Below are 25,098 nucleotides of genomic sequence, written 5' to 3'. Positions count from 1 at the left end.
CTATGAAAGAGATAGTGCGGCTTGGCGGGCGCGGACTGCGGTATATCCGGCAGTACGGGCTCGCCCGGCTTTATCGGAAGGTTATGGAGCGGAAGCGGCGCAACGTGGCGGAAGCCGGATATCCGGACTGGCTTATGAGCCAGCTTCCCACAGCGGAGGAGACCGAAAGACAGCGCTCTGTCCAGTTCGCGTACGAGCCATGTATCAGCATCCTGGTTCCGGCCTATGAGACCTCGGAGGTATTTCTGCGGCAGATGATGGATTCGGTGCTGAACCAGAGCTACAGCAGGCTGGAGTTGTGCATTGCCGACGGAAGCCCTTCGGATAAAGTCGAACGGATAGTGAAAGAATATGAAAAGAAGGATTCCCGTGTAAAATACCGTCATCTGACAAAGAATCTGGGGATTTCTGACAATACCAACGCGGCGCTTGCCATGGCGTCCGGCGAATATGTGGGCCTTTTAGATCACGACGATCTGCTGCTTCCGGGGGCTCTTTTTGAGATCCTGAGGAAGCTTAAGGAGGAAGGCGGCGCGGATGCGGTCTATACGGACGAGGATAAGGTCAATATGGATCTGACCCGTCATTTCCAGCCCCATTTCAAACCGGATTACAATCAGGAGTATCTGAGGAGCAACAATTACATTTGCCATTTCTTCGTGGTACGGCGGAGTATTGCCCTGGAGGTGGGTGGCTTCCGGGGGGAGTTCGACGGAGCGCAGGATCACGATTTTATCTTCCGCTGTACGGAAAAAGCGGATCGAGTGCTGCATGTGCCGAAGGTGCTTTATTCCTGGCGGAGCCACGAGGCTTCCACGGCCACCAATCCCGAGAGCAAGCTCTATGCCTACGAGGCAGGAAAGCGGGCGGTGGCGGCCCATCTTGCCCGGACCGGACGCTCCGGAACCCCGGAAAATACGGATAATTACGGCTTTTACCGGGTCTGTTATCCGGGAAGTCCCGCAATCTTAAAGAATTCTTTAGAAAAATTCCATGGACAAACGGGCGTAAACGTTGTATATTATGATATGATATGTAATAATTCCGTAATAAATTGGGGAGAAGATCCGTATGTACTGTTTGTGTCTGGCCGGAATCCGGAAGGCTGCAGGGTGAATGTGGATTTCTTTAGAACCCTTAAGGCCTGCTGTGACAGAGCAGAAACGGGAATGGCCTGTGCGCGGGTCTATGACGCGAAGCGGCGTCTGGCTTCGGAGCTTCGAATGCGCGGCGTCTCTGATCCCTTTTCCGATGGAAGGAAGGGACTGAAGCCAGGTTATACCGGATATTATCACAGGGCCATGCTTCAGCAGGAGCTGGAAGCTCCTACGGCCTGCTTCCTGATGCGGACCGAGGTACTGCGGGTCTGTATGCCGCAGGGAAAACCGCTGTCGATGGAAGCCCTGGCGGAGAGGCTTACGGAAGCCGGTTATCATATCTACTATGAACCCTGGGCGGTGATGTATGAAGGCTGACAGTCAGGTATCCATTGTGATACCCAATTACAATGGAATGGCTTTTATGGAGGCCTGTCTTCGTTCGGTACTGACGGATGCGCCGGAGGCGGAAATCCTGGTGGTGGATAACGGATCTTGGGACGGAAGCCCCGACTATGTGCGGGAGCATTTCCCGCAGGTACGGCTGCTGGCCCTGGATCAGAACTATGGCTTTGCCCGGGCGGTCAACGAAGGAATCCGGGCGGCAAAGCGCCCTTATGTAATTTTACTGAACAATGATACAGAAGTGGAGCCTGGCTTTACCGACGCCCTCTGGGAAGCGCTTGAGCAAAATCCGAAGGCATTTTCGGCCCAGGCGAAGCTGATTCAGCTTCATCAGCCGGAGAAGCTGGATGACGCGGGGAATTTCTACTGTGCCCTGGGCTGGGCTTTTGCCCGGGGAAAGGATCGGTCTTCCGCTCTTTACGAAGCTCCGGATCGGATCTTCGCGGCCTGTGCGGGCGCGGCCATTTACCGGAAAGAGGTACTGGAAGAGATCGGATATTTCGACGAGGCGCATTTTGCCTATCTGGAGGATATCGACCTGGGCTGGCGGGCCGGAATCTACGGCTATGAGAACCGGTATGCCCCGGAAGCCAGAGTGCTTCACGCGGGAAGCGGAACCAGCGGTTCCCGGTACAATGAATTTAAGGTGACTTTAAGTTCACGGAACAATATATGGATTATTTATAAAAATATGCCTCTGCTTCAGCTGGTGCTGAATCTGCCCTTCCTTCTGGTGGGCTTTGGGGCAAAGCAGCTGTTTTTCTGCAGGAAGGGACTGGGCGGAATCTATGCCCGGGGAATCCTGACGGGAATCCGTACCTGCGACAGGGAAAAGAAGGTCCGCTTCCGGTGGAAGCATGTTCCCGCGTACCTGCGGATCCAGTGGGAACTGTGGGCGAATATAGCAAGAAGATTTGTGGGTGAGAGATATTGATAAAAGACAATCAACAGCATTTTAACCGGCTTCACGTGCTGGTGGACGCGCTGGTAATTACCGTGGCCTATCTGCTGGCCTGGACCATACAGTTTAAAATACTGGACAAGATATCCGGTTTCCTGTTCGGGGACTACATGCTAATGCTGATCCCGCTGGTACCCGGCTATCTGCTGCTGTACACGGCTTTTGGAATGTACACCACCAAGAGCGTGCGCAGAAAGCGCGTGGAATTCGAGAAGATCGTACAGGCCAATACCCTGGGTCTTGGTCTCTTTATGATGGCCATGTTCCTGCTTCGCTGGAACACGGAGTTTACCAACAACTTTTCCCGGATGGTGCTGTTTTATTTCTACGCCATCAACATCGTGCTGGAGGCCATAGCCCGGAACTGTATCCGGATCACCCTGCGGCAGCTGCGGAAAAAAGGCTTCAACCAGAAGCACATGATTCTGGTGGGATACAGCCGGGCCGCGGAGGAATATATCGACCGTATCAAGGCCAATCCGGAATGGGGCTATGAGATCATGGGCATTCTGGACGACAATGTGGAACAGGGCATGAAGTACCGCGGGGTACAGGTCTTTGGCCGTACCGAGGAGATCGAGGAAGTGCTGGAGCGGGCCAAGCCCGACGAGATAGCCATTACCCTGGGCTTAAGCGAGTACTCCAAGCTGGAGCATATCGTAGCAGTCTGTGAGAAATCCGGCGTGCATACAAAGTTTATTCCCGATTACAATAATATCATTCCGACCCGTCCCTATACGGAGGATCTGATGGGGCTTCCGGTGATCAATATCCGGCATGTGCCTCTGACCAATACCTTTAACGCGTTTATAAAACGGAGCGTGGATCTGGTGGGGGCGGTCTGTGCCATTATCATTTTTTCTCCGATCATGCTGGTGACGGCTATTGTCATCAAGCTGACCTCTCCGGGACCATTGATCTATACCCAGGAGCGGGTGGGTCTCCACAACCGGAATTTTAAGATGTACAAGTTCCGTTCCATGGGCGTACAGTCTCCGAAAAAGGAACGGGGCGCCTGGACCGTACCGGACGATCCCCGTGTCACCAAGGTGGGCAAGATTATCCGGAAGACCAGTATTGACGAGCTGCCGCAGCTCTTCAATATCTTAAAAGGGGATATGAGTCTGGTGGGTCCCCGTCCGGAGCGGCCATTTTTTGTGGAGAAGTTCCGGGAAGAGATTCCCCGTTATATGATTAAACACCAGGTGCGTCCGGGTATGACCGGCTGGGCCCAGATCAACGGGTACAGGGGTAATACCTCGATTCGTAAGCGGATCGAATACGATCTCTATTACATTGAGAACTGGACGCTGGGGTTTGATATAAAAATCTTATTTCTGACGATCTTTAAGGGCTTTATCAATAAAAACGCCTACTAGACGTCAGCACAGGAAAGGGTTAATACGTTTATGAGAACCAATACAAAAGGCAGAAAGCATTCTCACAGCTCCGGCCATACAGCTCATACGCCGGAGGAGAGAAGACGGATAGCCAGAAGACGGAAGAAGGAAAGACGGAAAAAGAAGCTGATCGCAATTTTGACACTGGAGGTACTTCTGATTCTGGTGCTGGGACTGGGCGTTTTTGTCCTGGGAAAACTTGGAAAAATTCAGAACCTGGGCGTGGACGCTGACGATGTCACCATGAACGAGGATATGGACGCGGATACCGCAAAGCTTTTGAAGGGGTATACCAATATCGCCCTGTTCGGTATCGATACCCGGAAGATTGGCGAACTGGGCGCGGGCAACCGCAGCGATACCATCATCATCGCAAGTATCAACAATGAGACCAAAGAAGTGAAGCTTATGTCCGTATACCGTGACACTTACCTGAACCGTGCGGACGATACCTACGGCAAATGTAACGCGGCTTATAAGAGCGGCGGCCCCAAGCAGGCCATGGAAATGCTGAATGCCAACCTGGATCTGAATATCCAGTATTATGTCAGCGTGGACTTTGTGGCGCTGATCAAGACCATTGACGCCCTGGGCGGTATTGATATCGATGTGCAGGAGGACGAATGGGAGCTGGTCAACAGCTATATGTATGAGACTACGGAGATTTCCGAGGATTATCTGGATCACTACAGCCCCTTCCTGGAGGGACCGGGACTTCAGACCCTGGACGGTCTGCAGGCGACCTCTTATTGCCGGATCCGTTACACGGCCGGAAGCGATTTTAAGCGGACGGAGCGTCAGAGAACGGTTATCAGCAAGATTGTGGAAAAGGCAAAGGGCGCAGGTCTGGGAACCATCAATAAGATCATCGACGATGTATTCCCGCTGGTAGCGACCAATATTCCGAAGACAACGATGATTGGAATGGCGGCCAGCATGATGTCCTATGAGCTGGGTGAGAGCAGCGGCTTCCCCACCTATATCGAAAATGTGAAGCTCAACAAGCAGGCTATCGTGGCCCCGGCGGATCTGGAGCTGAACGTGAAGGAGCTGCATAAGTTCCTGTTCGGCGAGGAGGATTATTATCCGTCGCCGACGGTCCTGAAGATCAATGAGAAGATCAAACTGGATACAGGCGCGGTGGCAAAGACCGCAGCAAGCGAATAAGAACAGATGAGATGGACGGGGAGAAACGAGCCTCGTCCATTTTTTCAGAGGGAGAACCTATGAGAGAGGATGCAACCATTGATGTGATTATCCCGGCTTACCGCCCGGGAGCAGAATTCCGGGAGCTGCTGAAACGGCTGTCCGGGCAGACCAGAGCCGTAAACCGGATTCTGGTGATGAATACCCGGACGGAGGTGGACGTACGGGCGATGCTGGAGGGAATTCCGAAAGCAGAGCTTCACGAGCTTTCCAGAAATGAATTCGACCATGGCGGCACCAGAGACCGGGGGGCGCGGCTGTCCGAGGCAGACTATCTGCTTTTTATGACCCAGGACGCCCTTCCCGCAGACGAATTTCTGGTGGAGCGGCTGGCGGCGGCCTTTACCGGGCCGGAGATCAAAGCCGCATACGCAAGGCAGCTGGCAAAGGAGGATTGCCGGGAACTGGAGCGCTACACCCGGATCTTCAATTATCCGGAGGAGAGCCGCGTAAAGACAGCAAAAGATTTGGAAAATCTTGGAATCAAAACCTTTTTCTGTTCCAATGTCTGCGCCATGTATGAGCGGGAAACTTATCTCCGGCAGGGGGGCTTTATCCGGCGGACCATTTTCAATGAGGACATGATTTACGCAGGGGGACTGATCCGGTCCGGTTATGCCATCGCTTACGCGGCGGACGCTCAGGTCATTCATTCCCATAACTACAGTGGCAGGGAGCAGTTTCACCGGAATTTCGATCTGGCGGTTTCCCAGGCAGAGCATCCGGAGATTTTTGAAGGCGTACCCTCTGAGGGAGAGGGAATCCGGCTGGTGAAAAAAACGGCGGCCCATTGTATGAGGATTGGAAAGCCCTGGCTTGTGGCGGCGCTGATCTGGCAGAGCGGTTGTAAATTTCTGGGTTATAAGCTGGGAAAGAGTTACCGGAGGCTGCCTCGCCGGCTGGTGCTTCGCTGTACTATGAACCGGGCTTACTGGGAGCAGGAAAAGAAAGAGACGGAGGATTGAATTTGACAGAGGTATTTGAAAATACACAGGAAACCCGGGAGCGCGTCATTCTCATCGGCGTCTGTACCCGGGAAAATGAAATGGTAGAGGAATCTCTTTCCGAGCTTGCGGAGCTGGCGGATACAGCCGGCGCGGACGCCGTGGGCCGGGTGATCCAGAACCGGGAGTCCATGCATCCGGGCACCTATATCGGCAGCGGCAAGATCGACGAGGTCCGCAAGCTGGCAAGGGAGCTTGGGGCAGAAGGGGTTATCTGCGACGATGAACTGACGCCGGCCCAGCTAAGAGGCCTGGAGCAGGAACTGGATCTAAAGGTCATGGACCGGACCCTGGTGATTCTGGATATCTTTGCCCAGCACGCCACCACCAGCGAGGGAAAGCTACAGGTGGAGCTGGCCCAGCTCAGGTACCGGCTGGCGAGACTTACCGGAAAGGGTATCGCCATGTCCCGGCTTGGAGGCGGTATCGGAACCCGTGGCCCCGGTGAGAAAAAGCTGGAGACAGACCGGAGACTCATTAAGAGCCGGATTGCCCGCCTGAACCGAGAGTTAAAGGAAATGCAGCTTCACCGGGATACGGCGCGGAAAAAACGTCTGAACGAGAGCATTCCGGTAGCTGCCATCGTAGGTTATACCAACGCAGGAAAGTCTACTTTATTAAACGCCCTGACCGGGGCCGGGATTCTGGCAGAGAACAAGCTTTTTGCTACGCTGGATCCCACCACCCGGCGGCTTAAGCTTCCCAGCGGTCAGGAGATTCTGCTGACGGATACAGTAGGCTTTATCCGGAAGTTGCCCCATCATCTGGTAGAGGCCTTCAAGAGTACCCTGGAGGAAGCCCGTTACGCGGACTTTATCCTTCATGTGGTAGACAGCGCGAATCCGCAGATGGACGCCCAGATGGAGGCGGTTTACGAGACTCTGGATCGGCTGCAGATCGGGGGCAAACCGGTCATCACACTGTTCAACAAGCGGGATCTGGCTCCGGATACAGAGCTTCCCAAGGATCCGAAGGCGGTCCGGGTTCTCGGCATCTCCGCCGGAACCGGCGCAGGACTTACGGAACTTCAGGAGGCGCTGGAGGAGCAGCTTCGGAACAGCCGGGTACAGGTGGAAAAGCTGTTTCCCTACGCCCAGGCAGGGGATATCCAGCGCATTCGTAAAATGGGCCAGGTGCTCTGTGAGGAATACCGGGAGGACGGCATCTATATTAAGGCTTTTATGCCGCGAAATAATTAGGCGCAGAGGCGCTTATGGTTGCATTCTGAAATAAAATACGATATAATGCTTCCCAATAGGCTTTTTTGAGTAACAGAGCCACTCTATAAAAAGAAGGAGAACGTAACATGATTGATAAGCTGATTGCGAAAATTCAGAAAACAGGAGCGCCCATCGTAGTAGGACTGGATCCGATGCTTTCCTACATCCCGGATCAGGTGAAGGAGAAGGCCTTCGCGGAGTATGGAGAGACCCTGGAGGGAGCTGCAGAGGCTATCTGGCAGTTCAATAAAGAGATTGTGGACAAAACCTGTGACCTGATTCCGGCTGTAAAGCCTCAGATTGCCATGTACGAGCAGTTTGGTATCGAGGGTCTGAAGGCATATAAGAAGACCATCGATTACTGTAAGTCCAAGGATCTGGTTGTCATCGGCGATGTGAAGCGCGGCGATATCGGTTCCACCTCCGCAGCCTATGCGGTAGGACATCTGGGTAAGGTACAGGTGGGAAGCAAGTGTTATGTTCCCTTTGATGAGGATTTCGCCACAGTCAATCCCTATCTGGGCAGCGACGGCGTCAACCCCTTTATCGAGGTATGTAAGGAAGAAAACAAGGGTCTCTTTATCCTGGTAAAAACTTCCAATCCCTCCAGCGGCGAATTCCAGGATCAGCTGGTAAACGGCCGTCCGCTCTACGAGCTGGTAGGCGAGAAGGTAGCCCAGTGGGGCGAGGAGCATATGGGAATGTCCGACTACAGCTACATCGGCGCAGTGGTAGGCGCTACCTATCCGGAGATGGGCGCAGTGCTGAGAAAGCTCATGCCGAAGACCTTTATCCTGGTGCCGGGCTACGGCGCGCAGGGCGGAAAGGGCAAGGATCTGGTGAACTTCTTTAACGAGGACGGTCTGGGAGCCATTGTCAACTCCTCCAGAGGCATCATTGCCGCATACAAGCAGGAGAAGTACGCAAAGTTCGGTGCAGAAAACTTTGGCGACGCTTCCCGGGCAGCAGTAGAGGACATGGTTGCCGATATCAGCGGCGCACTGAACGCACGATAGGAGAAGGCTATGAAATATCAGGAAACAGCGCTTATCAAAGAGCAGCGTGAGATTGCCCCGGGCGTCTACAGCCTGTGGCTTCAGACAGAGCATATCGCGGAGGAGGCAAGACCCGGTCAGTTCGTATCCGTCTACTGCCACGATGAGTCCCGGCTTCTGCCCCGGCCCATCAGTATCTGCGAGATTGATAAAGAGAATAAAACCCTGCGTCTGGTATACCGGAAGGCAGGAGCCGGAACCGCGGAGTTTTCCGGCTACGGCGAGGGAGAGACCTTACGTCTCATTGGCCCCCTGGGAAATGGCTTCCCTCTGGACAAGGGCTATCAAAAAGTATTCCTCATCGGAGGCGGTATCGGCGTACCGCCCATGGTGGAGCTGTCAAAGCAGCTTCCCGGCGAGAAGATTGTGGTATCCGGTTACCGGGGCGGGGATCTGTTCCTGAAGGACGAGCTGTCCCGCCATGCGAAGCTTGTGGTAGCTACAGAGGACGGCAGCGCCGGAACCAGAGGCAATGTGCTGGACGCTATCAGAGAGAACGATCTCCACGCAGACGCGATTTTCGCCTGCGGACCGGGACCCATGCTCCGGGCCCTGAAGGCTTATGCGGAGGAGGAAGGTATCGACTGCTATCTTTCCCTGGAGGAGCGGATGGCCTGCGGCATCGGAGCCTGTCTGGCCTGCGTATGCAAGTCCAAGGATGTGGACGCCCATACGAATGTGAAGAACAAGCGTATCTGCAAGGACGGTCCGGTGTTTGCGGCAGATGAGATCGAACTGTAACCGAAGGAGAAAAGAGCTATGGAATACAAGACAAGTGTAAATCTGGCCGGAGTCGAGCTTAAGAATCCGGTGATGACAGCCTCCGGAACCTTCGGTTCTGCCGGAGAATACGGAGAATTTTACGACCTGGGCGAGCTGGGAGCCGTAGTAACCAAGGGCGTGGCCAATGTGCCCTGGCCCGGGAATCCGACCCCGCGTATCGCAGAGACCAGAAGCGGTATGCTCAACGCCATCGGACTTCAGAATCCGGGTCTGGACGTATTTCTGGAGCGGGATCTTCCGAAGCTTCGGAGATACGATACCAAGGTTATCGTCAATGTCTGCGGCAAGACCACAGAGGACTACTGCGACGCGGTGGAACGTCTGTCTGACGCGGACGTGGATATGCTGGAGATCAATGTCTCCTGTCCCAATGTGAAGGAGGGCGGCATCGCCTTCGGTCAGAAGCCGGACGCCCTGGAGGCCATCACAAAGGAAGTAAAGAAGTACGCGAAGAAGCCGGTTATCATGAAGCTGAGCCCCAACGTGACCGACATCACGGAGATGGCGCGGGCAGCGGAGGCAGGCGGAGCGGACGTACTGTCCCTTATCAACACCCTGACCGGAATGAAGATCGATATCAACCGCCGTACCTTTGCCATTGCCAACAAGACCGGAGGTATGTCCGGTCCGGCTGTGAAGCCTGTGGCAGTGCGGATGGTATATCAGGTGGCGAACGCCGTGAAACTTCCCATCATCGGCATGGGCGGCATTACCAACGGCGACGACGCCATGGAGTTTATCCTGGCAGGCGCAACGGCCGTATCGGTAGGAACGGCCAATTTTGCCAATCCCTATGCGGCAAAGGAGACGGCAGAGGGAATCCTGGCTTATATGAAAAAATATCAGGTATCCGACATCAACGAGCTTGTCGGAGCCGTAAGATAGCCCCAGGCGGGTTTACAAAGGCAAAAGCACTGGACAATCCCGGTGCTTTTTGTATAAGCGGGAAGCGGCTCTGCAATAAGGAGGATGAAAAGCCGGATGATTTTAGAGGGATTGTTACATTTGATATCTCCGGAGAATGCGGTAGTCTTTTGTTATCTTGGAATTTTACTTGCGGTGGCCTTGATTGACTGGCGCACCCGGGTCATTCCTAACCGGTTTCATATATTCATTTTGTTACTTGGAGTGGCGCAGCTGTTTCTGGTTCCGGAGCATGGACTTGGGGACCGGCTTACGGGTATGCTGCTTGTGTCAGTTCCCATGCTGCTTCTGACATTGGCTGTACCGGGATCCTTTGGGGGCGGAGACATAAAGCTGATGGCGGCATCCGGCTTTTTCCTGGGTATGGACGCCATCGTCTGCGCCATGATGTTCGGTCTGCTGACCGGGGGCGGCTATGCGGCCTTTATGCTGGCTACAAAGCGATTAAAAAAGAAGGATTCGTTTGCTCTGGGACCGTTTCTGGCTTTTGGTCTGGGGCTGGCGGCTCTGTGGGGAGACCGGATAGCGGCCCGGTATCTGAATTTTTAATTGCCGGATTGCGAAGCAGCGTACTTTATGCTAAGATAAAAAAAATATGGCTTAATACAGGAGGTTCAGATAAAATGGAAGCATACAAGCAGGAATTTATTGAATTTATGGTAGAATCCGACGTTTTGAAGTTCGGTGAATTTACATTAAAGAGTGGCAGAAAGTCTCCATTTTTCATGAACGCGGGCGCCTACGTGACAGGATCACAGTTGAAGAGACTGGGACAGTATTACGCCCATGCCATCCACGACAGATACGGCGACGATTTTGACGTGCTGTTCGGTCCGGCTTACAAGGGCATCCCCCTGAGTGTGGTAACAGCGATTGCCTACAGCGATCTGTACGGCAAGGAGGTTCGTTATTGCTCTGACCGGAAGGAAGAAAAGGATCACGGCGCAGATAAGGGAAGCTTCCTGGGAAGCAGCCTGAAGGACGGCGACCGTGTGGTTATGATTGAGGATGTGACCACCTCCGGCAAGTCCATGGAGGAGACCGTTCCGAAGGTAAAGGGCGCGGCTGACGTGGAGATTGTGGGTCTGATGGTATCTTTGGACCGTATGGAAGTCGGTAAAGGCGGTGTAAAATGCGCGCTGGACGAGGTGAAAGACCTGTACAGTTTTGAGACCAACGCCATTGTTACCATGGCGGATGTGGTAGAACACCTTTACAATCGTCCCTGCCAGGGCAGAGTCCTGATTGACGATACATTAAAAGCGGCCATTGACACATACTATGAGCAGTATGGAGCAAAATAAGGAGGCATAAGGTATGAACGAGAAAGCATATAAGACCATGACACAGACAGGGGCAGGTTCCATCGCCCTTGGAATTATTGTACTGGTGACCGGTATTGTGACCGGCATTCTCTGCATCGTAAACGGTGCCAGACTGCTGAAAAATAAATCAGACTTGATGTTTTAAGGTGGACAGACGGGCAGCATGAAAAAAGATTCCAGAGACAGACTGAGGAGGATTGGACGGGCACTGCTGATGATATATCTGGCGTGCCTGATCTATTTTATGTTTTTTTCCGAGGCTTACGGGAGAACCGATGTCAGTCCGGATTACCGGTATAATCTGGTTCTGTTTCGGGAAATTAAGCGATTTCTGACGTACCGGGACGTGCTGGGGACAGCGGCGGTGCTGATTAATATCTGGGGAAATGTGGCCATGGGGATTCCGCTTGGATTCGCTGTGCCGCTTCTTTTCCCCTCTGTCCGGAGGGCAGACCGGACGATTATTCTGTGCTTTCTGGCCAGCCTGCTGGCGGAGACCTGTCAGCTTATCTTACGGGTAGGCTGCTTTGACGTGGATGATCTTTTGCTGAATACCATCGGGGGAGTCATCGGCTACCTGTTATTTGTATGGTTTATGCATCACTGGAGAAAGAAATATGGCGAGAAGAAGTTATAAATTTACCAATAAAAAGCATACAAAGCAGGGACTCATGTCCGTGGCCTGCGCAGCTGCTTCCCTGATTTTTACAGGGATTTCCCTGGAAATCGCCTACGGAAAGTCAGGACAGGCCGGAAGCATTGTGGGGCTTCTGGGCGTACTGGCCATGGTATCCTGTGTCGCCGGGTTTATCCTGGCGCTGCGGGGAATGAAGGAGGAGGACGTCTATCTGATTTCCGCCCAGGCGGGCGTGGCGGTCAATGGAGTTCTGTTTATCCTCTGGGCTGTGGTATGCGTAATTGGGATGTAGCGATACCAGGGTACAAAGGTCGGAATCCACATGAGCTTGCTCATAAGTGGATGGAAGACCTTGGTACCCGCAACGGTATGAGCATAAAAGTGGGATGGAAATCCCACGATATATAAGGAGGCACTTTTTGATGGATGAGATCAGGGAACGATATGAGCTTACCATGGAGCGGATACGGGCGATGAAGCAGGAACAGACCGTGTCGGCTCCATTTTACGCGTATTTTCGGAGCATGGCAGACTTTATTCTGGAGATGGACGCATACCGAAGAGATGTGGAGGCGGGAAAGCAGGAGACCATGTCCCTGGAGGAATTGCAGGAGCAGAACCGCCGTCTGTACCGGGATCTGATCGGGGAGGCTTATGCGGAAAGTTACGCCAGTCCGACGAAGGCCGTGGAACTTCTGGGAGAAGGCTACGGACAGATCCTGAGTTTTCTGTATACAGAGCTTCGGGGCATGATCATCTGGGCCGCGGAGGGAAGAATGATGGATCTGACCATTACCGCAGAGCTTTTCGTAGAGTTTTACAATGCCTTTGAGGAAGATACGCCTTCCCCGGAGAAGCTGAAGGAGCTGCTGTACTGGCATATGAGCGACTACTGTGACGTCTTGATTCCGGATCGGATTCGGGAGCAGCTGGATCCCTCCCTGGATTTTGCGGCGGACATCATCTGTCATGCAGACTTAGGGGATCCCCGGTATCTGTACCGCTTCGGTGAATATATTTCGGAAAATGAGCTGGGCGTCAGCCGCTTTCTGGCAGGACTGCCGGAGGCAGAGATAGAGGCCATGGCGTCTACCTTTACCGAGGGCTACCGGATGGGATTTGTGGCGGCAGGCATCGATCTGGGCAAAAAGAAGACGGTAAATATCCGCTATTCCCTGGGCTTTGAGCGGGTGGTACGGGCAGCCATCGCCCAGTTTCGGAAGCTGGGACTGGAAAGCATCCTTTACCGGGAAGCCCGCCACAGTATCAACCGCCGTCCCCAGGGCAATCCGGGCTACGGAAGCACAAAGGCCAGCAGGCAGTATGAGTTTGATCACAAAGAGGATATGGCCCTGTATCTGGATAAGAAGCTGAACGAACGGCGCTTAAGCGTTCTGCACAGTGCTTATGAGGAATATAAGGAGTTAGCGGCTGTCCACGCGGGACCGGCGGTAATGGAGATTTTCGGCGAGCATCCCTTTATGCCGGAGAATTGTCCGGAGGCTATCCGCTTTGATGAAAAGCAGCAGGCGCTGATGGTTTCCTATAACAGCGAGGCGGGACAGCTTGTGAACCGGTATATCCCTGGGGACGAGCGCAGCTTTACAATTATCGCCTGGCCTATTCCGGAGATCGGAGAGAATTACGAAGAAATCTTCCGGGAAACGGTGAAGATCAATAACCTGGACTATCATCTCTATCAGGGTATCCAGCAGAAGCTGATCGACGCCCTGGACGAGGGCGAATCTGTTTATATCAAAGGCGCGGGAGAGAACCGTACGGAAATGTATGTACAGCTGTGGCAGCCTGCGGACCGGGAGAAAGAGACCATCTTTGAAAACTGCGTGGCGGATGTGAATATCCCGGTGGGCGAGGTATTTACCTCCCCGAAGCTTCAGGGAACCCACGGAACCCTTCATGTGAGCCAGGTGTATCTGAATGAATTCCGGTACGCGGATCTGGAGCTCACTTTTGAGGATGGGAAAATCACAGCTTATACCTGCCGGAACTTTGCGGATGAGGCGGAGAATAAGCAGTTTATCCGGGCAAATGTCCTGTTCAACCATGAGACCCTGCCCCTGGGCGAGTTCGCCATCGGCACCAACACCACCGCCTATATGGTAGCGAAGAAGTATGACATTGGGGCGAAGCTTCCGATTCTGATTGCGGAGAAAATGGGTCCCCATTTCGCGGTAGGCGATACCTGCTATTCCTGGTGCGAGGACAATCCGGTGTACAATCCGGACGGCAAGGAAATCATTGCCCGGGATAATGAGTGCTCCCTGCTTCGTAAAACCGACGTGTCCCAGGCGTATTTCAACTGCCATACAGACATTACGATTCCTTATGACGAGTTGGATCGGATTGAGGTGGTACGTCCGGACGGAAGAAGGATTGCGCTGATTGCGGACGGAAGATTTGTACTGCCGGGAACGGAGGAGCTGAACCGGCCCTTTGAGGAAGCCTAGAGTAAATCATTTCTGAGGATAGAGACAAGATTGTGCGTTGATTTGCACAAAATTTATACGTTTTAGGTGTTGACAGAGGCGGAAATAGCCTGTAAACTTGATTTATAAGTAAAACAAAATAAAAAGAAAATATTTATAAGTAAAACTAATTAATGCTTATTTGCAACAGAGAACAGAAGAGGAACGAAGGAGGTTCATAATTATGGCTAAGGTTGGTATTGTGATGGGCAGCGATTCTGATATGCCGATCATGAAGAAGGCAGCGGATGTGCTGGAGCAGCTCGGAGTGGAGTTTGAGATGACGATCATTTCCGCGCACCGGGAGCCGGATGTATTTTTTGAGTACGCGAAGAGCGCGGAGGAGAAGGGCTTCAAGGTAATTATCGCAGGCGCCGGTATGGCAGCTCATCTTCCAGGTATGTGCGCGGCGATTTTCCCCATGCCGGTTATTGGCATACCCATGCACACCACATCTTTGGGCGGAAGAGATTCCCTGTATTCCATCGTACAGATGCCTTCCGGAATTCCGGTTGCAACCGTAGCGATTAACGGCGGCGTCAACGCAGGTCTTCTGGCAGCGAAGATTCTGGCTACCTCAGATCCGGAGCTTCTGGCCCGGTTGAAGGCTTACTCCCGGGATCTGAAGGAGCAGGTAGAGAAGAAGGACGCACGGTTGAAAGAAGTAGGATATAAGAATTACTAGAAATGGAGGATAATAAAATGGATTATAAGAACGCAGGTGTAGATATTGAAGCGGGTTACAAGTCTGTAGAACTGATGAAGGAGCATATTAAGCGGACCATGCGTCCCGAGGTACTGACCGGTATCGGCGGATTTTCCGGCGCGTTTTCCATGGAAGCATTCAAGAACATGGAGAAGCCCACGCTGGTATCCGGAACCGACGGCGTAGGAACCAAGCTGAAGCTGGCGTTCCTAATGAATAAGCATGATACGGTAGGTATTGACTGCGTTGCCATGTGTGTAAACGACATTGCCTGCGCAGGCGGCGAGCCGCTGTTCTTCCTGGATTATATCGCATGCGGAAAGAACATTCCGGAGAGAATCGCTACCATCGTAAGCGGCGTGGCAGAGGGCTGCCGTCAGTCTAATGCAGCGCTTATCGGCGGTGAGACCGCTGAAATGCCGGGCTTCTATCCGGTAGATGAGTATGACCTAGCCGGCTTTGCCGTAGGCGTGGTAGATCAGAAGGATCTGATCACAGGCGCATCCATCAAACCGGGCGACGTACTGGTGGGTATGGCTTCCTCCGGCGTACACAGCAACGGCTTCTCCCTGGTAAGAAAGGTATTTACCATGAAGGAGGAGTACCTGAATACATATTTTGAGAGTCTGGGCAGAACCCTGGGCGAGGCGCTGATCGAGCCGACCAAGATTTATGTGAAGGCCCTGCGCACCGTAAAGGAAGCAGGCGTGACCATCAAGGGCTGCAGCCACATCACAGGCGGCGGTTTCTACGAGAATGTTCCGCGTATGCTGCCGGAGGGCGTGCGTGCCGTAATTAAGAAGGATAGCTATGAGATCCCGGCAATCTTCCATATGCTGCGTGAGGATGGCCGTATCGAAGAGCAGATGATGTACAATACCTTCAACATGGGTATCGGTATGGTAATGGCAGTGGATCCCACAGAGGTGGACAAGTGCGTGGCAGCCGTTCGCGCGGCAGGCGAGACGCCGTACATCCTGGGTCAGATCGAAGCAGGTGAAAAGGGAGTGACCTTATGCTAAAAGTCGCAGTTCTGGTATCCGGCGGCGGCACGAACCTGCAGGCGATCCTGGACGCGGTAGACGCGGGAAGGATCCGGAATGCAGAGATCGTATCCGTCATCAGCAACAATCCGAAGGCTTATGCCCTGGAGCGGGCGAAGAAGCATGAAATTCCAGCAGTCTGTATTTCCCGGAAGGAATGCGGCAGCACAGAGGCCTTTAACGCGGCGCTTCTGAAAGCTTTGCAGGAATGTGGCGCGGATCTGGTGGTTCTGGCAGGCTGTCTGGTGGTGATTCCGAAGGAAATCATTCGCGCTTACGAGGGACGTATCATCAACATTCATCCGTCCCTGATCCCGTCTTTCTGCGGCACCGGCTTCTATGGACTGAAGGTGCATGAGGAGGCCTTGAAGCGGGGGGTAAAGGTGACGGGAGCCACCGTACATATCGTAGACGAGGGAACCGACACAGGCCCCATCCTTTTACAGAAGGCCGTGGAGGTAAAAGAAGGAGATACACCGGAGATTCTGCAGCGGCGTGTCATGGAGGAGGCAGAGTGGATTCTGTTGCCGAAGGCTATTGACATGCTCGCCAATAAGGAGGCATAACCTATGAAGATTTTAGTCGTTGGTTCAGGCGGACGTGAGCATGCTCTTTGCTGGAAGATCGCCCAGAGTCCGAAAGCTGATAAAATATATTGCGCGCCGGGCAATGCGGGCATCGCGGAGTACGCGGAGTGCGTTCCCATCGGAGCCATGGAATTCGAAAAGCTGGCTACCTTCGCAAAGGAGCAGCAGATTGATTTAACCGTAGTCGGCATGGACGATCCGCTGGTGGGCGGCATCGTGGACGTCTTTGAAAAAGAGGGCTTACGTATCTTCGGACCCCGGGCCAATGCGGCGATTCTGGAGGGCTCTAAGGCTTTCTCCAAGGATCTGATGAAGAAATACGGGATTCCTACCGCAGCTTATGAGAATTTCGACGATCCGGAAAAGGCGCTTGCCTATCTGGAGACTGCCAAGTTTCCCATTGTCCTGAAGGCAGACGGACTGGCTCTGGGAAAAGGCGTTCTGATTTGTAATAATCTGGAAGAAGCAAAGGAAGGCGTGCGGACAATTATGCTGGACAAGCAGTTCGGCTCCGCAGGCAACCAGATGGTAATCGAGGAATTTATGACCGGCCGTGAGGTTTCCGTCTTAAGCTTCGTGGACGGCAAGACCATCAAATGCATGACCTCCGCTCAGGATCACAAGCGTGCCCTGGACGGGGATCAGGGACTGAATACAGGCGGTATGGGAACCTTTTCACCCAGCCCCTTCTATACAGAAGAGGTAGATCAGTTCTGCAGGGAGCATATTTACCAGAAGACCGTGGACGCTATGGCTGCGGAGGGCAGAGAATTTAAGGGTGTCATTTTCTTCGGCCTGATGCTGACCCCGAAGGGACCCCGGGTACTGGAGTACAACGCGCGGTTCGGAGACCCGGAGACTCAGGTAGTCCTGCCCCGGATGAAGACGGATATTGTGGATGTGTTCGAGGCCTGTGTGGACGGCACCCTGGATCAGATCGATCTGGAATTCGAGAACAACGCGGCAGTCTGCGTGGTGCTGGCTTCCGGCGGTTATCCGGTGTCCTATGAGAAGGGCTTCCCCATTCGCGGACTGGAGAACTTCAAGAATAAGGACGGCTACTATGTGTTCCATGCGGGAACTAAGCAGGCAGACGGACAGATTGTGACAAACGGCGGCAGAGTTCTGGGCGTTACGGCGGTAGGTCCGGATCTGAAGACGGCACGTGCCAACGCCTATGAGGCAGTGAAGCTGGTAAGCTTTGAAAAGGCCTTCTGCAGAAGCGATATCGGAAAGGCCATCGACGAGGCGTAAGATAACAGAATAAAAACCGGTCTCCGCGGGAGGCCGGTTTTTCAGATCTCCACAATCTGTCATTTGACAAGCTTTTATGATCCGATTATAATGGAATCAATATTATGAGGTTCAGGGAATTAAGACCACAATATGTGATGATGGAGGATAAAGCGATGATGAAAAGATACACAGGAGTACTGGCTGCGCTGGCGGCGGGCGTCCTGATTTTTACTTCGGGAATCACCGGAGAGGCAGCCAGAACCGGAACGATTACCACAGACGGTTCCAGAGTCCGCGCTACGGCAGACGCAGAAGGGCAGAAGGTATGCTCCCTTCCCCTGGATACGATCGTAGATATCACCGATGAGACCCAGAGCGGAGGAAAGACCTGGTATCAGATTAGCTTTACGCTGGACGGAGCCCAGAAGACCGGATGGATTCGCTCGGATCTGCTTTCCGTGACGGAGATCGAGGATCCCCAGGAGGAGCAGCCGACGGAAGAGGAAAGCGAGCCGGAGGAAGGAGCTGGCGGCGAAGCCGGAATCGCAGCCATTGGGGCGTATACGATTCAGGAGCCGGAGGCGGAATACGAAGGCGCGGATTCCCTGGAGAAAACTACGGTCAGCGTGGGGGAGCAGAGCTATACCGCTTATCAGAGCGCTCTTTCCGAAGAGCTGTACCTGGTCTGGGCAGCGAAGGACGACGGCAGCAAGGGCTGGTACTGGTACGATCCTTCTGAGGAAACCCTTCAGCGGGATGCGGGACAGTTCAGCCAGAGCGGTCTAATCAATTCTCTGCAGAATGAGCTGACGACCCTGAAAACTACGACGGCGAAGTCCTTAAGCCAGCGCCTGTATATCATGATTGGCCTGGGCGTTTTAAGTGTGATTCTTCTGGTTCTGACGATTGTGTTTGCGGTGAAGAGCCGGAACGCAGATTATGAGTATGAGGACGAGGAGGATTACAGCGGAGAAAGCGCGTATGACGAGGACGTTTATGACATGGTTGCCTGTGAGGAAGAAGAAAAGCCGGATCTCAGTCTGACGGCCAATTTGCCGGAGATTGATCTCAGCGCCCTGGAAGAGGTGGAAGAGGAGCAGGAAGAGAAAACCTCAGAGCCTGTAGAGAAGTCTGAACCTGAGACAGAGCCTGAAACCGACGAGGACGACGGACTGGATATCGAGATTCTGGATCTGGACGACTTAAATCTGTAAGAATAAGAGAATGCATACAAATGAGGCGGGGTGTAAACCCCGCCTGACTTTGCAGTTGCCAGGCAGCTGTAAGGATAACCGACAGAACAGACCGAAGGAAGTGAAACGATATGTTTGAACATTATACGGAAAAAGCGGCCCATGTGCTGAAGCAGGCCAAAAAGATATCTGCGCAGTGCGGGCAGAATTATGTGGGAACGGAGCACATTCTGATTGCGCTTCTCCGGGAAAAGAACTGTGCGGCGGCAGAGCTGCTGGCAGAACGGAAGGTGGAAGAAAGCACCCTGCTGGAGCTGATTCGGCAGCTGATTTCCCCGGAGGGAGGCGTAGCGCTGGCAGAACCGGATGGCTTTACCCCCAGGGCAGAGAAGATTCTCTATGAGGCAGAGCAGGAGGCAGCCCGCTTCCATGAGGAAAAGGCGGGAACCGAGCATCTTCTGATTGCCATGCTCAAGGACGTAGAGTGCGCGGCCAGCCGTCTTCTGAATACCATGGAGGTCAATGTGAAGGAGCTATATTCTGCTCTTCTGGATTCCATGGGCAGAGCCGGAAGGATCTATCGGGAAGAGGTGGCCCGGAACGCCAGAGCCCAGGGGAGAGGAACCTCGACCCTGGCCCAGTATACGAGGGATCTGACCTATCTGGCCTATGAGCATAAGCTGGAGCCCTGTGTGGGCCGGGAACAGGAAATTCGCCGCCTGATTCAGACCCTGAGCCGCAAGACCAAGAACAATCCCTGCCTCATCGGGGAGCCGGGCGTGGGCAAGACAGCCATCGTAGAGGGACTGGCCCAGCGTATCGTAGAGGGCGCCGTACCGGATTCCGTGCGGGGCAAGCACCTGCTGACCCTGGATTTGTCCGGAATGGTGGCAGGCACCAAGTACCGGGGAGAATTTGAGGAGCGGATCAAAAATGTCATGGACGAGGTACGGGCAGCAGGAGATGTGCTGCTGTTCATCGATGAGCTTCACACGCTGATTGGCGCGGGCGGAGCCGAGGGCGCCATGGATGCGGCCAATATCCTGAAGCCGGCCCTGTCCCGGGGAGAGCTTCAGATCATCGGGGCCACTACGGTAGAGGAGTACCGGAAGCATATCGAGAAGGACGCGGCTCTGGAGCGGCGTTTCCAGCCCATTACGGTGGAGGAGCCCTCAGAGGAGGAAACCATCGCCATTTTAAAGGGAATCCGGAAAAATTACGAGCAGCATCACCAGGTTAAGATTACAGACGAGGCGGTGGAGGCGGCTGCGAAGCTGTCCAGACGCTACATCAGCGATCGGTTCCTGCCGGATAAAGCCATTGACCTGATGGACGAGGCGGCGGCCCGGGTGCGCCTGGGGGATACCCAGACAGTACACGCGGCGGCAGAGCTGGAGCGCCGGAGCGGAGAATTGTTAGAGCAGATCGAGGACGCTATCCGGGCGCAGGATTTCGACCACGCGGCAGAGCTTCGCGGCGAGCGGAACCAGGTGGAAGAAAAGCTTGGAAAAGAGCGGGCAAAGGCGAAACGGGCGCGGGGCAGAAAGTCCCTGACCGTCGGGGAAAATGAGATTGCCCAGATCGTAGCGGACTGGACGAAGATCCCGGTCAGCAAGCTTCAGGAGACAGAGACCCAGCGGCTTCAGAAGCTGGAAAAGATATTACACAAGCGTGTCATCGCGCAGGAGGAGGCAGTGACGGCAGTGGCAAAGGCAGTGCGGAGAGGCCGGGTCGGCTTACAGGATCCGGGCCGTCCCATCGGTTCCTTCCTGTTTCTGGGACCCACCGGCGTGGGAAAAACGGAGCTTTCCAAGGCCCTGGCGGAGGTACTGTTCGGCAGGGAGGACGCCATGATACGGGTAGATATGTCGGAGTACATGGAGAAGCACAGCGTATCCCGGCTTATCGGAGCGCCTCCCGGCTATGTGGGGCACGACGACGGCGGTCAGCTGTCGGAGAAGGTGCGCCGGAATCCCTATACGGTGATTCTGTTCGACGAGATCGAAAAGGCCCATCCGGACGTGTTCAATATTCTTCTGCAGGTGCTGGACGACGGACGGATTACCGATTCCCAGGGCCGTACCGTAGACTTCAAGAATACCGTCATTATCATGACCTCCAATGCGGGCGCAGGCTCCATTATCTCCCCGAAGCAGCTGGGCTTTGCGGCAAAAAATGATGAGAAGCAGAATTATGAAGCCATGAAGAGCAGCGTGATGGAGGAGGTGCGCCGGATGTTTAAGCCGGAGTTCCTGAACCGTATTGACGAGATTATCGTGTTCCACGCCCTGAACAAGGATCAGATGAAGGAAATTGTATCTATTTTATTCCGGGATCTGATAAAGCGCTGCAAGAATCAGATGGGAATCTCCTTACGGGTGCGCGACAGCGTCCGGGGCCATATCGTAGATACGGCCTATGATGTGAAGTATGGCGCGAGACCCTTAAAACGGGCGATTCAGACGAAGGTGGAGGATCCTCTGGCCGATGAGATTCTGTCCGGACGGATCCGGCAGGGGGACGATGTGGTCGTAACCCTGCGCAAGGGGAAAATCGTATTTGTGGAAAGTAAAAAAGAGTAGAAAATACTCTGGTAATACAAAGCAGAATCGTATATAATCAGAGATAACAAAAGAAACGAAAGATCCATTAGGAGGACAAAAGAGATGGCAGCAGTAAAAGAATTAATCCGCGCAGAAGAAGACGGAAGCATCAGCTTCGGAGATTACGAACTGGCTTCCAAGACAAAAAAGCAGGATTTTGAATATCAGGGAGATTTGTATAAGGTAAAGACCTTCCGCGAGATTACCAAGCTGGAGCGCAACGACCTGTTCGTATACGAATCCGTACCCGGAACCGCTGTAGAACATTTCAAGGTAAGCGCAGACAGCGTGGAATTTCTGGTAGAAGGACCGGAGGACGCGCAGATTACCCTGGGACTGGAAGACGATACCGAGTATCTGACCCTGGTAGACGGCGTCAGCGCGGGAGCTATCACCACAGGTCTTGGCGGAAAGCTGGTTTTAAGCGTAGAACTGGGCGGCAAGGATGCTGTCTCCGTGAAGGTAAAGAAGGCGTAAGCAGGAAGCAGGTATATGGCAAAAGGAAAATCTACGGTATATTTCTGTCAGAGCTGCGGATATGAGTCGCCCAAGTGGCTGGGTCAGTGTCCGGGCTGCAGGGAATGGAATACCTTTGTAGAAGAAACGGTAGAAAAGAAAAGCGCCGGAAAGGCGCAGGAGAGAAGGGCAGCCGGTGGTCCGGTCTGCCTTTCTTCGATTGAGACGAAGGAAGAAGACCGGGTCACGACCCGGATGAAGGAGCTGGACCGGGTCCTGGGCGGCGGTATCGTGCCGGGCTCCCTGGTGCTGGTGGGCGGCGATCCGGGTATCGGAAAATCCACCCTGCTTCTGCAGGTCTGCCAGAAGCTGTCAGACGACGGACATGAGGTCCTGTATATCTCCGGCGAGGAGTCCTTAAAGCAGATTAAGCTTCGGGCCGAGCGTATCGGTTCGTTTTCCGATAAGCTGCGCCTGTTCTGTGAGACCAATCTGGAGCTGATCGGGGATACGATCCGAAATAATAAGCCGGAGGTCGTGATCATTGACTCCATTCAGACCATGTACAACGAGGACGTCAGCTCCGCGCCGGGCAGCGTGTCCCAGGTGCGGGAGTCCACGTCGGTGCTGATGCAGCTGGCCAAGGGACTGGGAATCTCGATCTTTATCGTAGGACACGTGACCAAGGAGGGTACGGTGGCGGGCCCCCGTGTGCTGGAGCATATGGTGGATACGGTGCTGTATTTTGAGGGAGACCGCCATGCCTCCTACCGGATTCTGCGGGCCGTGAAGAACCGGTTTGGATCAACGAACGAGATCGGCGTGTTTGAAATGCGGGAGAGCGGGCTGGCAGAGGTTGAGAATCCTTCCCAGTTTATGCTGAACGGCCGGCCGGAGGAAGCCTCCGGCTCCATCGTGGCCTGTTCCATGGAGGGCACCAGACCTATCCTGCTGGAGATTCAGGCCCTGGTGGCCCGAAGCCAGCTGGCCATGCCCAGGCGCACTGCGGCGGGAATGGATTATAACCGGGTGAATCTTCTGCTGGCGGTGCTGGAGAAACGGCTGAATCTGCACCTTTCCGGCAGCGACGTCTACGTGAATATCGCAGGCGGAATCCGGATTAACGAACCGGCCATCGATCTGGGCGTAGTGCTGGCTATCGTATCCAGCAGCCGGGATCAGGCCATTGACGAAAAGGTGCTCGCCTTTGGCGAGGTGGGCTTAAGCGGAGAGGTCCGCGCCGTCAGCCAGGCTGCCCAGCGGGTTCAGGAGGCCAAGAAGCTTGGCTTCACCACGGTGATTCTCCCGGAGGTCTGCCGGGAGCAGATCGGAGCGGTGACAGGCGTCTGCCTCATCGGCGTCCGCAGCGTCGGGGACGCGGTAAGGGCGATTTCATAAAAGCAAGCGCATACGAAAAAGGTACCGGTTCACAACGAGCCGGTACCTTTTTGAAACGAGAGCAGATAACGGGAATCGAACCCGCCTCCCCAGCTTGGGAAGCTGGTGTTCTACCGATGAACTATATCTGCGCAATCTGTTCTTTTTATATTACGTTTATAGTATCACTTTCATACACAAAATGCAAACTTCATTCTGCTTAAAATGAAGAAAATTTCAAAAGAAAAACCGCCCGGTTGCCCGGACGGCCTTTCTTTTTCTTATGAGGGGGGAGATAGTGATGTCTTAATCAACTATCTGACGTTTATTATACGCAGAAAATGTGTTCAAAGTATGTCCAGTTTCTAAAAGAATCATAAAAAAAGGACGGATTTTCTTATGAAAATCTTAACAGAAGCGAAAATCAGCCGTAAGGATTGGAAAAGAAGGGACAGGTATGCTATAATGAGCCTCAGAGAAACCGGCGCAGGATCGGGCAGGAGGTATAGAGATGGCAGAAATGCGGACACTGGAAAATGCATATCTTATGGTAGAGGTGAGCGACGCAGGCGCGGAGCTTTCCCGTGTATATGATAAGAAGAAGGAGCGGGAGGTTCTCTGGAACGCGGATCCGAAGTACTGGGGACGTCATTCACCGATTCTGTTTCCTTTTGTGGGAAAGCTGAACGGAGGCGTCTACCGTTATGAAGGAAACGAGTATACCATGGGCGCCCACGGCTTTGCCCGGGATATGGAATTTGCCTGGGTGGAGACGGGGGAAGATTTCGTGACCCATCGTCTGGTGTCTACGGCGCAGACAAAAGAAAATTACCCCTTTGATTTCGAGCTTCTGGTGACGCACCGGATCACAGACAACTGCATCCGTGTGGAGTGGACCGTAAAGAACCGGGACAGCAAAACCATGTACTATGCCATCGGCGGCCATCCGGCCTTCTATGTGGACGCTGTGATGGGTTGCCGTCTGGTATTTGAAGGAAAAGACAGACTGTCCTGTACCGGCATCGACTTGTCCACCGGAACCGCGGATGCGGAGCATCCGGTGACGCTGGCGCTGACCGACCATGTATACACAGTTGGTGAGCATACCTTCGACGCGGATACCATGATATTTGATAAAAGCCAGGTAAAGAAGGTAAGACTGGAGGAGGCAGACGGAACCAGACGGGTGACCCTGATCTGCCCGGACGCGGAGCAGGTGGGAATCTGGTCCCCGGTGCAGAAGCAGGCTCCCTTTATCTGTCTGGAGCCCTGGCTGGGCCGCTGTGACAACAAGGGCTTTACCGGGGAACTGAAGGACCGATACGGCGAACAAAGCCTGGAGGCCGGAGAGATCTTTACGACAGCATATGAAATCGTAGTAGAGAAATAAAGAC

General features: G+C 53.8%; 24 protein-coding genes and 1 tRNA gene. 24 read left to right on the top strand and 1 reads right to left on the bottom strand.

Annotated features, from left to right (window positions below):
- The first annotated feature begins 2 nt into the window (after nucleotides 1-2).
- The 23 genes from ACTNCH_RS11610 (at nucleotide 3) to radA (ending at nucleotide 23,725) form a co-directional block, all read left to right on the top strand.
- The gene (locus ACTNCH_RS11610) at nucleotides 3-1,475 is read left to right on the top strand and encodes a glycosyltransferase family 2 protein (protein WP_441017924.1); all 1,473 of its coding nucleotides are present in this window, start codon (nucleotides 3-5) and stop codon (nucleotides 1,473-1,475) included.
- Nucleotides 1,465-2,436: a glycosyltransferase family 2 protein gene (locus ACTNCH_RS11605; protein WP_441017926.1), complete on the top strand. Its 972-nt coding sequence runs from the start codon at nucleotides 1,465-1,467 to the stop codon at nucleotides 2,434-2,436. Before ACTNCH_RS11610 ends, ACTNCH_RS11605 begins: the two co-directional genes overlap by 11 nt.
- Nucleotides 2,433-3,842, top strand: a complete 1,410-nt coding sequence (locus ACTNCH_RS11600; protein ID WP_441017928.1) for an undecaprenyl-phosphate glucose phosphotransferase — start codon at nucleotides 2,433-2,435, stop codon at nucleotides 3,840-3,842. The genes ACTNCH_RS11605 and ACTNCH_RS11600 overlap by 4 nt, the downstream gene beginning before the upstream one ends.
- Nucleotides 3,843-3,872: 30 nt before the next feature.
- Nucleotides 3,873-5,030, top strand: a complete 1,158-nt coding sequence (locus ACTNCH_RS11595) for an LCP family protein (protein WP_441017930.1) — start codon at nucleotides 3,873-3,875, stop codon at nucleotides 5,028-5,030.
- Between the two features lie 59 nt (nucleotides 5,031-5,089).
- Nucleotides 5,090-6,034 (top strand): glycosyltransferase family 2 protein, encoded by a 945-nt coding sequence (locus ACTNCH_RS11590; protein WP_441017932.1) that lies wholly within the window; start codon nucleotides 5,090-5,092, stop codon nucleotides 6,032-6,034.
- 2 nt (nucleotides 6,035-6,036) lie between these two features.
- Nucleotides 6,037-7,272: a GTPase HflX gene (hflX, locus tag ACTNCH_RS11585; protein WP_441017934.1), complete on the top strand. Its 1,236-nt coding sequence runs from the start codon at nucleotides 6,037-6,039 to the stop codon at nucleotides 7,270-7,272.
- Between the two features lie 107 nt (nucleotides 7,273-7,379).
- Nucleotides 7,380-8,309: an orotidine-5'-phosphate decarboxylase gene (gene pyrF / locus ACTNCH_RS11580; RefSeq protein WP_441017936.1), complete on the top strand. Its 930-nt coding sequence runs from the start codon at nucleotides 7,380-7,382 to the stop codon at nucleotides 8,307-8,309.
- 9 nt (nucleotides 8,310-8,318) lie between these two features.
- Nucleotides 8,319-9,089, top strand: a complete 771-nt coding sequence (locus tag ACTNCH_RS11575) for a dihydroorotate dehydrogenase electron transfer subunit (protein ID WP_441017938.1) — start codon at nucleotides 8,319-8,321, stop codon at nucleotides 9,087-9,089.
- A gap of 18 nt (nucleotides 9,090-9,107) precedes the next feature.
- The gene (locus ACTNCH_RS11570; RefSeq protein WP_441017940.1) at nucleotides 9,108-10,016 is read left to right on the top strand and encodes a dihydroorotate dehydrogenase; all 909 of its coding nucleotides are present in this window, start codon (nucleotides 9,108-9,110) and stop codon (nucleotides 10,014-10,016) included.
- A 96-nt stretch (nucleotides 10,017-10,112) separates the two neighbouring features.
- Nucleotides 10,113-10,604, top strand: a complete 492-nt coding sequence (locus ACTNCH_RS11565) for a prepilin peptidase (RefSeq protein ID WP_441017942.1) — start codon at nucleotides 10,113-10,115, stop codon at nucleotides 10,602-10,604.
- Between the two features lie 74 nt (nucleotides 10,605-10,678).
- Nucleotides 10,679-11,359, top strand: a complete 681-nt coding sequence (pyrE, locus tag ACTNCH_RS11560) for an orotate phosphoribosyltransferase (RefSeq protein ID WP_441017944.1) — start codon at nucleotides 10,679-10,681, stop codon at nucleotides 11,357-11,359.
- 13 nt (nucleotides 11,360-11,372) lie between these two features.
- Nucleotides 11,373-11,525 carry a hypothetical protein gene (locus ACTNCH_RS11555; protein WP_441017946.1) on the top strand — a complete coding sequence of 51 codons (153 nt, stop codon included), beginning with the start codon at nucleotides 11,373-11,375 and terminating at the stop codon, nucleotides 11,523-11,525.
- An 18-nt stretch (nucleotides 11,526-11,543) separates the two neighbouring features.
- Nucleotides 11,544-12,017, top strand: a complete 474-nt coding sequence (locus tag ACTNCH_RS11550; RefSeq protein ID WP_441017948.1) for a VanZ family protein — start codon at nucleotides 11,544-11,546, stop codon at nucleotides 12,015-12,017.
- Nucleotides 11,998-12,309: a DUF6142 family protein gene (locus ACTNCH_RS11545; RefSeq protein WP_441017950.1), complete on the top strand. Its 312-nt coding sequence runs from the start codon at nucleotides 11,998-12,000 to the stop codon at nucleotides 12,307-12,309. The genes ACTNCH_RS11550 and ACTNCH_RS11545 overlap by 20 nt, the downstream gene beginning before the upstream one ends.
- Before the next feature lie 130 nt (nucleotides 12,310-12,439).
- Nucleotides 12,440-14,485, top strand: a complete 2,046-nt coding sequence (locus tag ACTNCH_RS11540; protein ID WP_441017952.1) for an aminopeptidase — start codon at nucleotides 12,440-12,442, stop codon at nucleotides 14,483-14,485.
- 202 nt (nucleotides 14,486-14,687) lie between these two features.
- Entirely contained in the window at nucleotides 14,688-15,188 is a 501-nt protein-coding gene (purE, locus tag ACTNCH_RS11535) for a 5-(carboxyamino)imidazole ribonucleotide mutase (protein WP_441017954.1), read from the top strand.
- 17 nt (nucleotides 15,189-15,205) lie between these two features.
- Nucleotides 15,206-16,231, top strand: a complete 1,026-nt coding sequence (purM, locus tag ACTNCH_RS11530) for a phosphoribosylformylglycinamidine cyclo-ligase (protein WP_441017956.1) — start codon at nucleotides 15,206-15,208, stop codon at nucleotides 16,229-16,231.
- Nucleotides 16,225-16,818, top strand: a complete 594-nt coding sequence (gene purN, locus ACTNCH_RS11525) for a phosphoribosylglycinamide formyltransferase (RefSeq protein WP_441017958.1) — start codon at nucleotides 16,225-16,227, stop codon at nucleotides 16,816-16,818. The genes purM and purN overlap by 7 nt, the downstream gene beginning before the upstream one ends.
- A gap of 3 nt (nucleotides 16,819-16,821) precedes the next feature.
- Nucleotides 16,822-18,093, top strand: a complete 1,272-nt coding sequence (purD, locus tag ACTNCH_RS11520) for a phosphoribosylamine--glycine ligase (protein ID WP_441017960.1) — start codon at nucleotides 16,822-16,824, stop codon at nucleotides 18,091-18,093.
- A gap of 155 nt (nucleotides 18,094-18,248) precedes the next feature.
- The gene (locus ACTNCH_RS11515) at nucleotides 18,249-19,289 is read left to right on the top strand and encodes an SH3 domain-containing protein (RefSeq protein ID WP_441017962.1); all 1,041 of its coding nucleotides are present in this window, start codon (nucleotides 18,249-18,251) and stop codon (nucleotides 19,287-19,289) included.
- A 110-nt stretch (nucleotides 19,290-19,399) separates the two neighbouring features.
- Nucleotides 19,400-21,850: an ATP-dependent Clp protease ATP-binding subunit gene (locus tag ACTNCH_RS11510; protein WP_441017964.1), complete on the top strand. Its 2,451-nt coding sequence runs from the start codon at nucleotides 19,400-19,402 to the stop codon at nucleotides 21,848-21,850.
- 84 nt (nucleotides 21,851-21,934) lie between these two features.
- Nucleotides 21,935-22,348 carry an endosialidase gene (locus ACTNCH_RS11505; protein ID WP_441017966.1) on the top strand — a complete coding sequence of 138 codons (414 nt, stop codon included), beginning with the start codon at nucleotides 21,935-21,937 and terminating at the stop codon, nucleotides 22,346-22,348.
- A 15-nt stretch (nucleotides 22,349-22,363) separates the two neighbouring features.
- Nucleotides 22,364-23,725: a DNA repair protein RadA gene (radA, locus tag ACTNCH_RS11500; protein ID WP_441017968.1), complete on the top strand. Its 1,362-nt coding sequence runs from the start codon at nucleotides 22,364-22,366 to the stop codon at nucleotides 23,723-23,725.
- Between the two features lie 60 nt (nucleotides 23,726-23,785).
- Here radA and ACTNCH_RS11495 read toward each other — a convergent pair.
- Nucleotides 23,786-23,856: transfer RNA gene (locus ACTNCH_RS11495), tRNA-Gly, on the bottom strand.
- Nucleotides 23,857-24,215: 359 nt separating this feature from the next.
- Here ACTNCH_RS11495 and ACTNCH_RS11490 point away from each other — a divergent pair.
- On the top strand, nucleotides 24,216-25,094 hold the full coding sequence (locus tag ACTNCH_RS11490) for an aldose 1-epimerase family protein (protein WP_441017970.1): 879 nt from the start codon (nucleotides 24,216-24,218) through the stop codon (nucleotides 25,092-25,094).
- The last annotated feature ends 4 nt before the right edge of the window (nucleotides 25,095-25,098 follow it).

This window comes from Candidatus Merdisoma sp. HCP28S3_D10, from assembly GCF_052065835.1.
GTDB lineage: Bacteria > Bacillota > Clostridia > Lachnospirales > Lachnospiraceae > Laedolimicola.
The sequence above is the reverse complement of the archived record's forward strand: the minus strand, read 5'-3'. Positions and strand labels throughout refer to the sequence as shown.

Coding starts and splice junctions, on each gene's coding strand:
- radA (WP_441017968.1), top strand. CDS start 22,364: ATGGCAAAAGGAAAATCTACGGTATATTTCTGTCAGAGCTGCGGATAT.
- ACTNCH_RS11505 (WP_441017966.1), top strand. CDS start 21,935: ATGGCAGCAGTAAAAGAATTAATCCGCGCAGAAGAAGACGGAAGCATC.
- ACTNCH_RS11570 (WP_441017940.1), top strand. CDS start 9,108: ATGGAATACAAGACAAGTGTAAATCTGGCCGGAGTCGAGCTTAAGAAT.
- ACTNCH_RS11590 (WP_441017932.1), top strand. CDS start 5,090: ATGAGAGAGGATGCAACCATTGATGTGATTATCCCGGCTTACCGCCCG.
- ACTNCH_RS11545 (WP_441017950.1), top strand. CDS start 11,998: ATGGCGAGAAGAAGTTATAAATTTACCAATAAAAAGCATACAAAGCAG.
- purE (WP_441017954.1), top strand. CDS start 14,688: ATGGCTAAGGTTGGTATTGTGATGGGCAGCGATTCTGATATGCCGATC.
- purN (WP_441017958.1), top strand. CDS start 16,225: ATGCTAAAAGTCGCAGTTCTGGTATCCGGCGGCGGCACGAACCTGCAG.
- ACTNCH_RS11540 (WP_441017952.1), top strand. CDS start 12,440: ATGGATGAGATCAGGGAACGATATGAGCTTACCATGGAGCGGATACGG.
- ACTNCH_RS11575 (WP_441017938.1), top strand. CDS start 8,319: ATGAAATATCAGGAAACAGCGCTTATCAAAGAGCAGCGTGAGATTGCC.
- ACTNCH_RS11605 (WP_441017926.1), top strand. CDS start 1,465: ATGAAGGCTGACAGTCAGGTATCCATTGTGATACCCAATTACAATGGA.
- ACTNCH_RS11550 (WP_441017948.1), top strand. CDS start 11,544: ATGAAAAAAGATTCCAGAGACAGACTGAGGAGGATTGGACGGGCACTG.
- purD (WP_441017960.1), top strand. CDS start 16,822: ATGAAGATTTTAGTCGTTGGTTCAGGCGGACGTGAGCATGCTCTTTGC.
- ACTNCH_RS11490 (WP_441017970.1), top strand. CDS start 24,216: ATGGCAGAAATGCGGACACTGGAAAATGCATATCTTATGGTAGAGGTG.
- purM (WP_441017956.1), top strand. CDS start 15,206: ATGGATTATAAGAACGCAGGTGTAGATATTGAAGCGGGTTACAAGTCT.
- ACTNCH_RS11510 (WP_441017964.1), top strand. CDS start 19,400: ATGTTTGAACATTATACGGAAAAAGCGGCCCATGTGCTGAAGCAGGCC.
- ACTNCH_RS11565 (WP_441017942.1), top strand. CDS start 10,113: ATGATTTTAGAGGGATTGTTACATTTGATATCTCCGGAGAATGCGGTA.
- pyrE (WP_441017944.1), top strand. CDS start 10,679: ATGGAAGCATACAAGCAGGAATTTATTGAATTTATGGTAGAATCCGAC.
- ACTNCH_RS11515 (WP_441017962.1), top strand. CDS start 18,249: ATGATGAAAAGATACACAGGAGTACTGGCTGCGCTGGCGGCGGGCGTC.
- ACTNCH_RS11555 (WP_441017946.1), top strand. CDS start 11,373: ATGAACGAGAAAGCATATAAGACCATGACACAGACAGGGGCAGGTTCC.
- ACTNCH_RS11595 (WP_441017930.1), top strand. CDS start 3,873: ATGAGAACCAATACAAAAGGCAGAAAGCATTCTCACAGCTCCGGCCAT.
- ACTNCH_RS11610 (WP_441017924.1), top strand. CDS start 3: ATGAAAGAGATAGTGCGGCTTGGCGGGCGCGGACTGCGGTATATCCGG.
- pyrF (WP_441017936.1), top strand. CDS start 7,380: ATGATTGATAAGCTGATTGCGAAAATTCAGAAAACAGGAGCGCCCATC.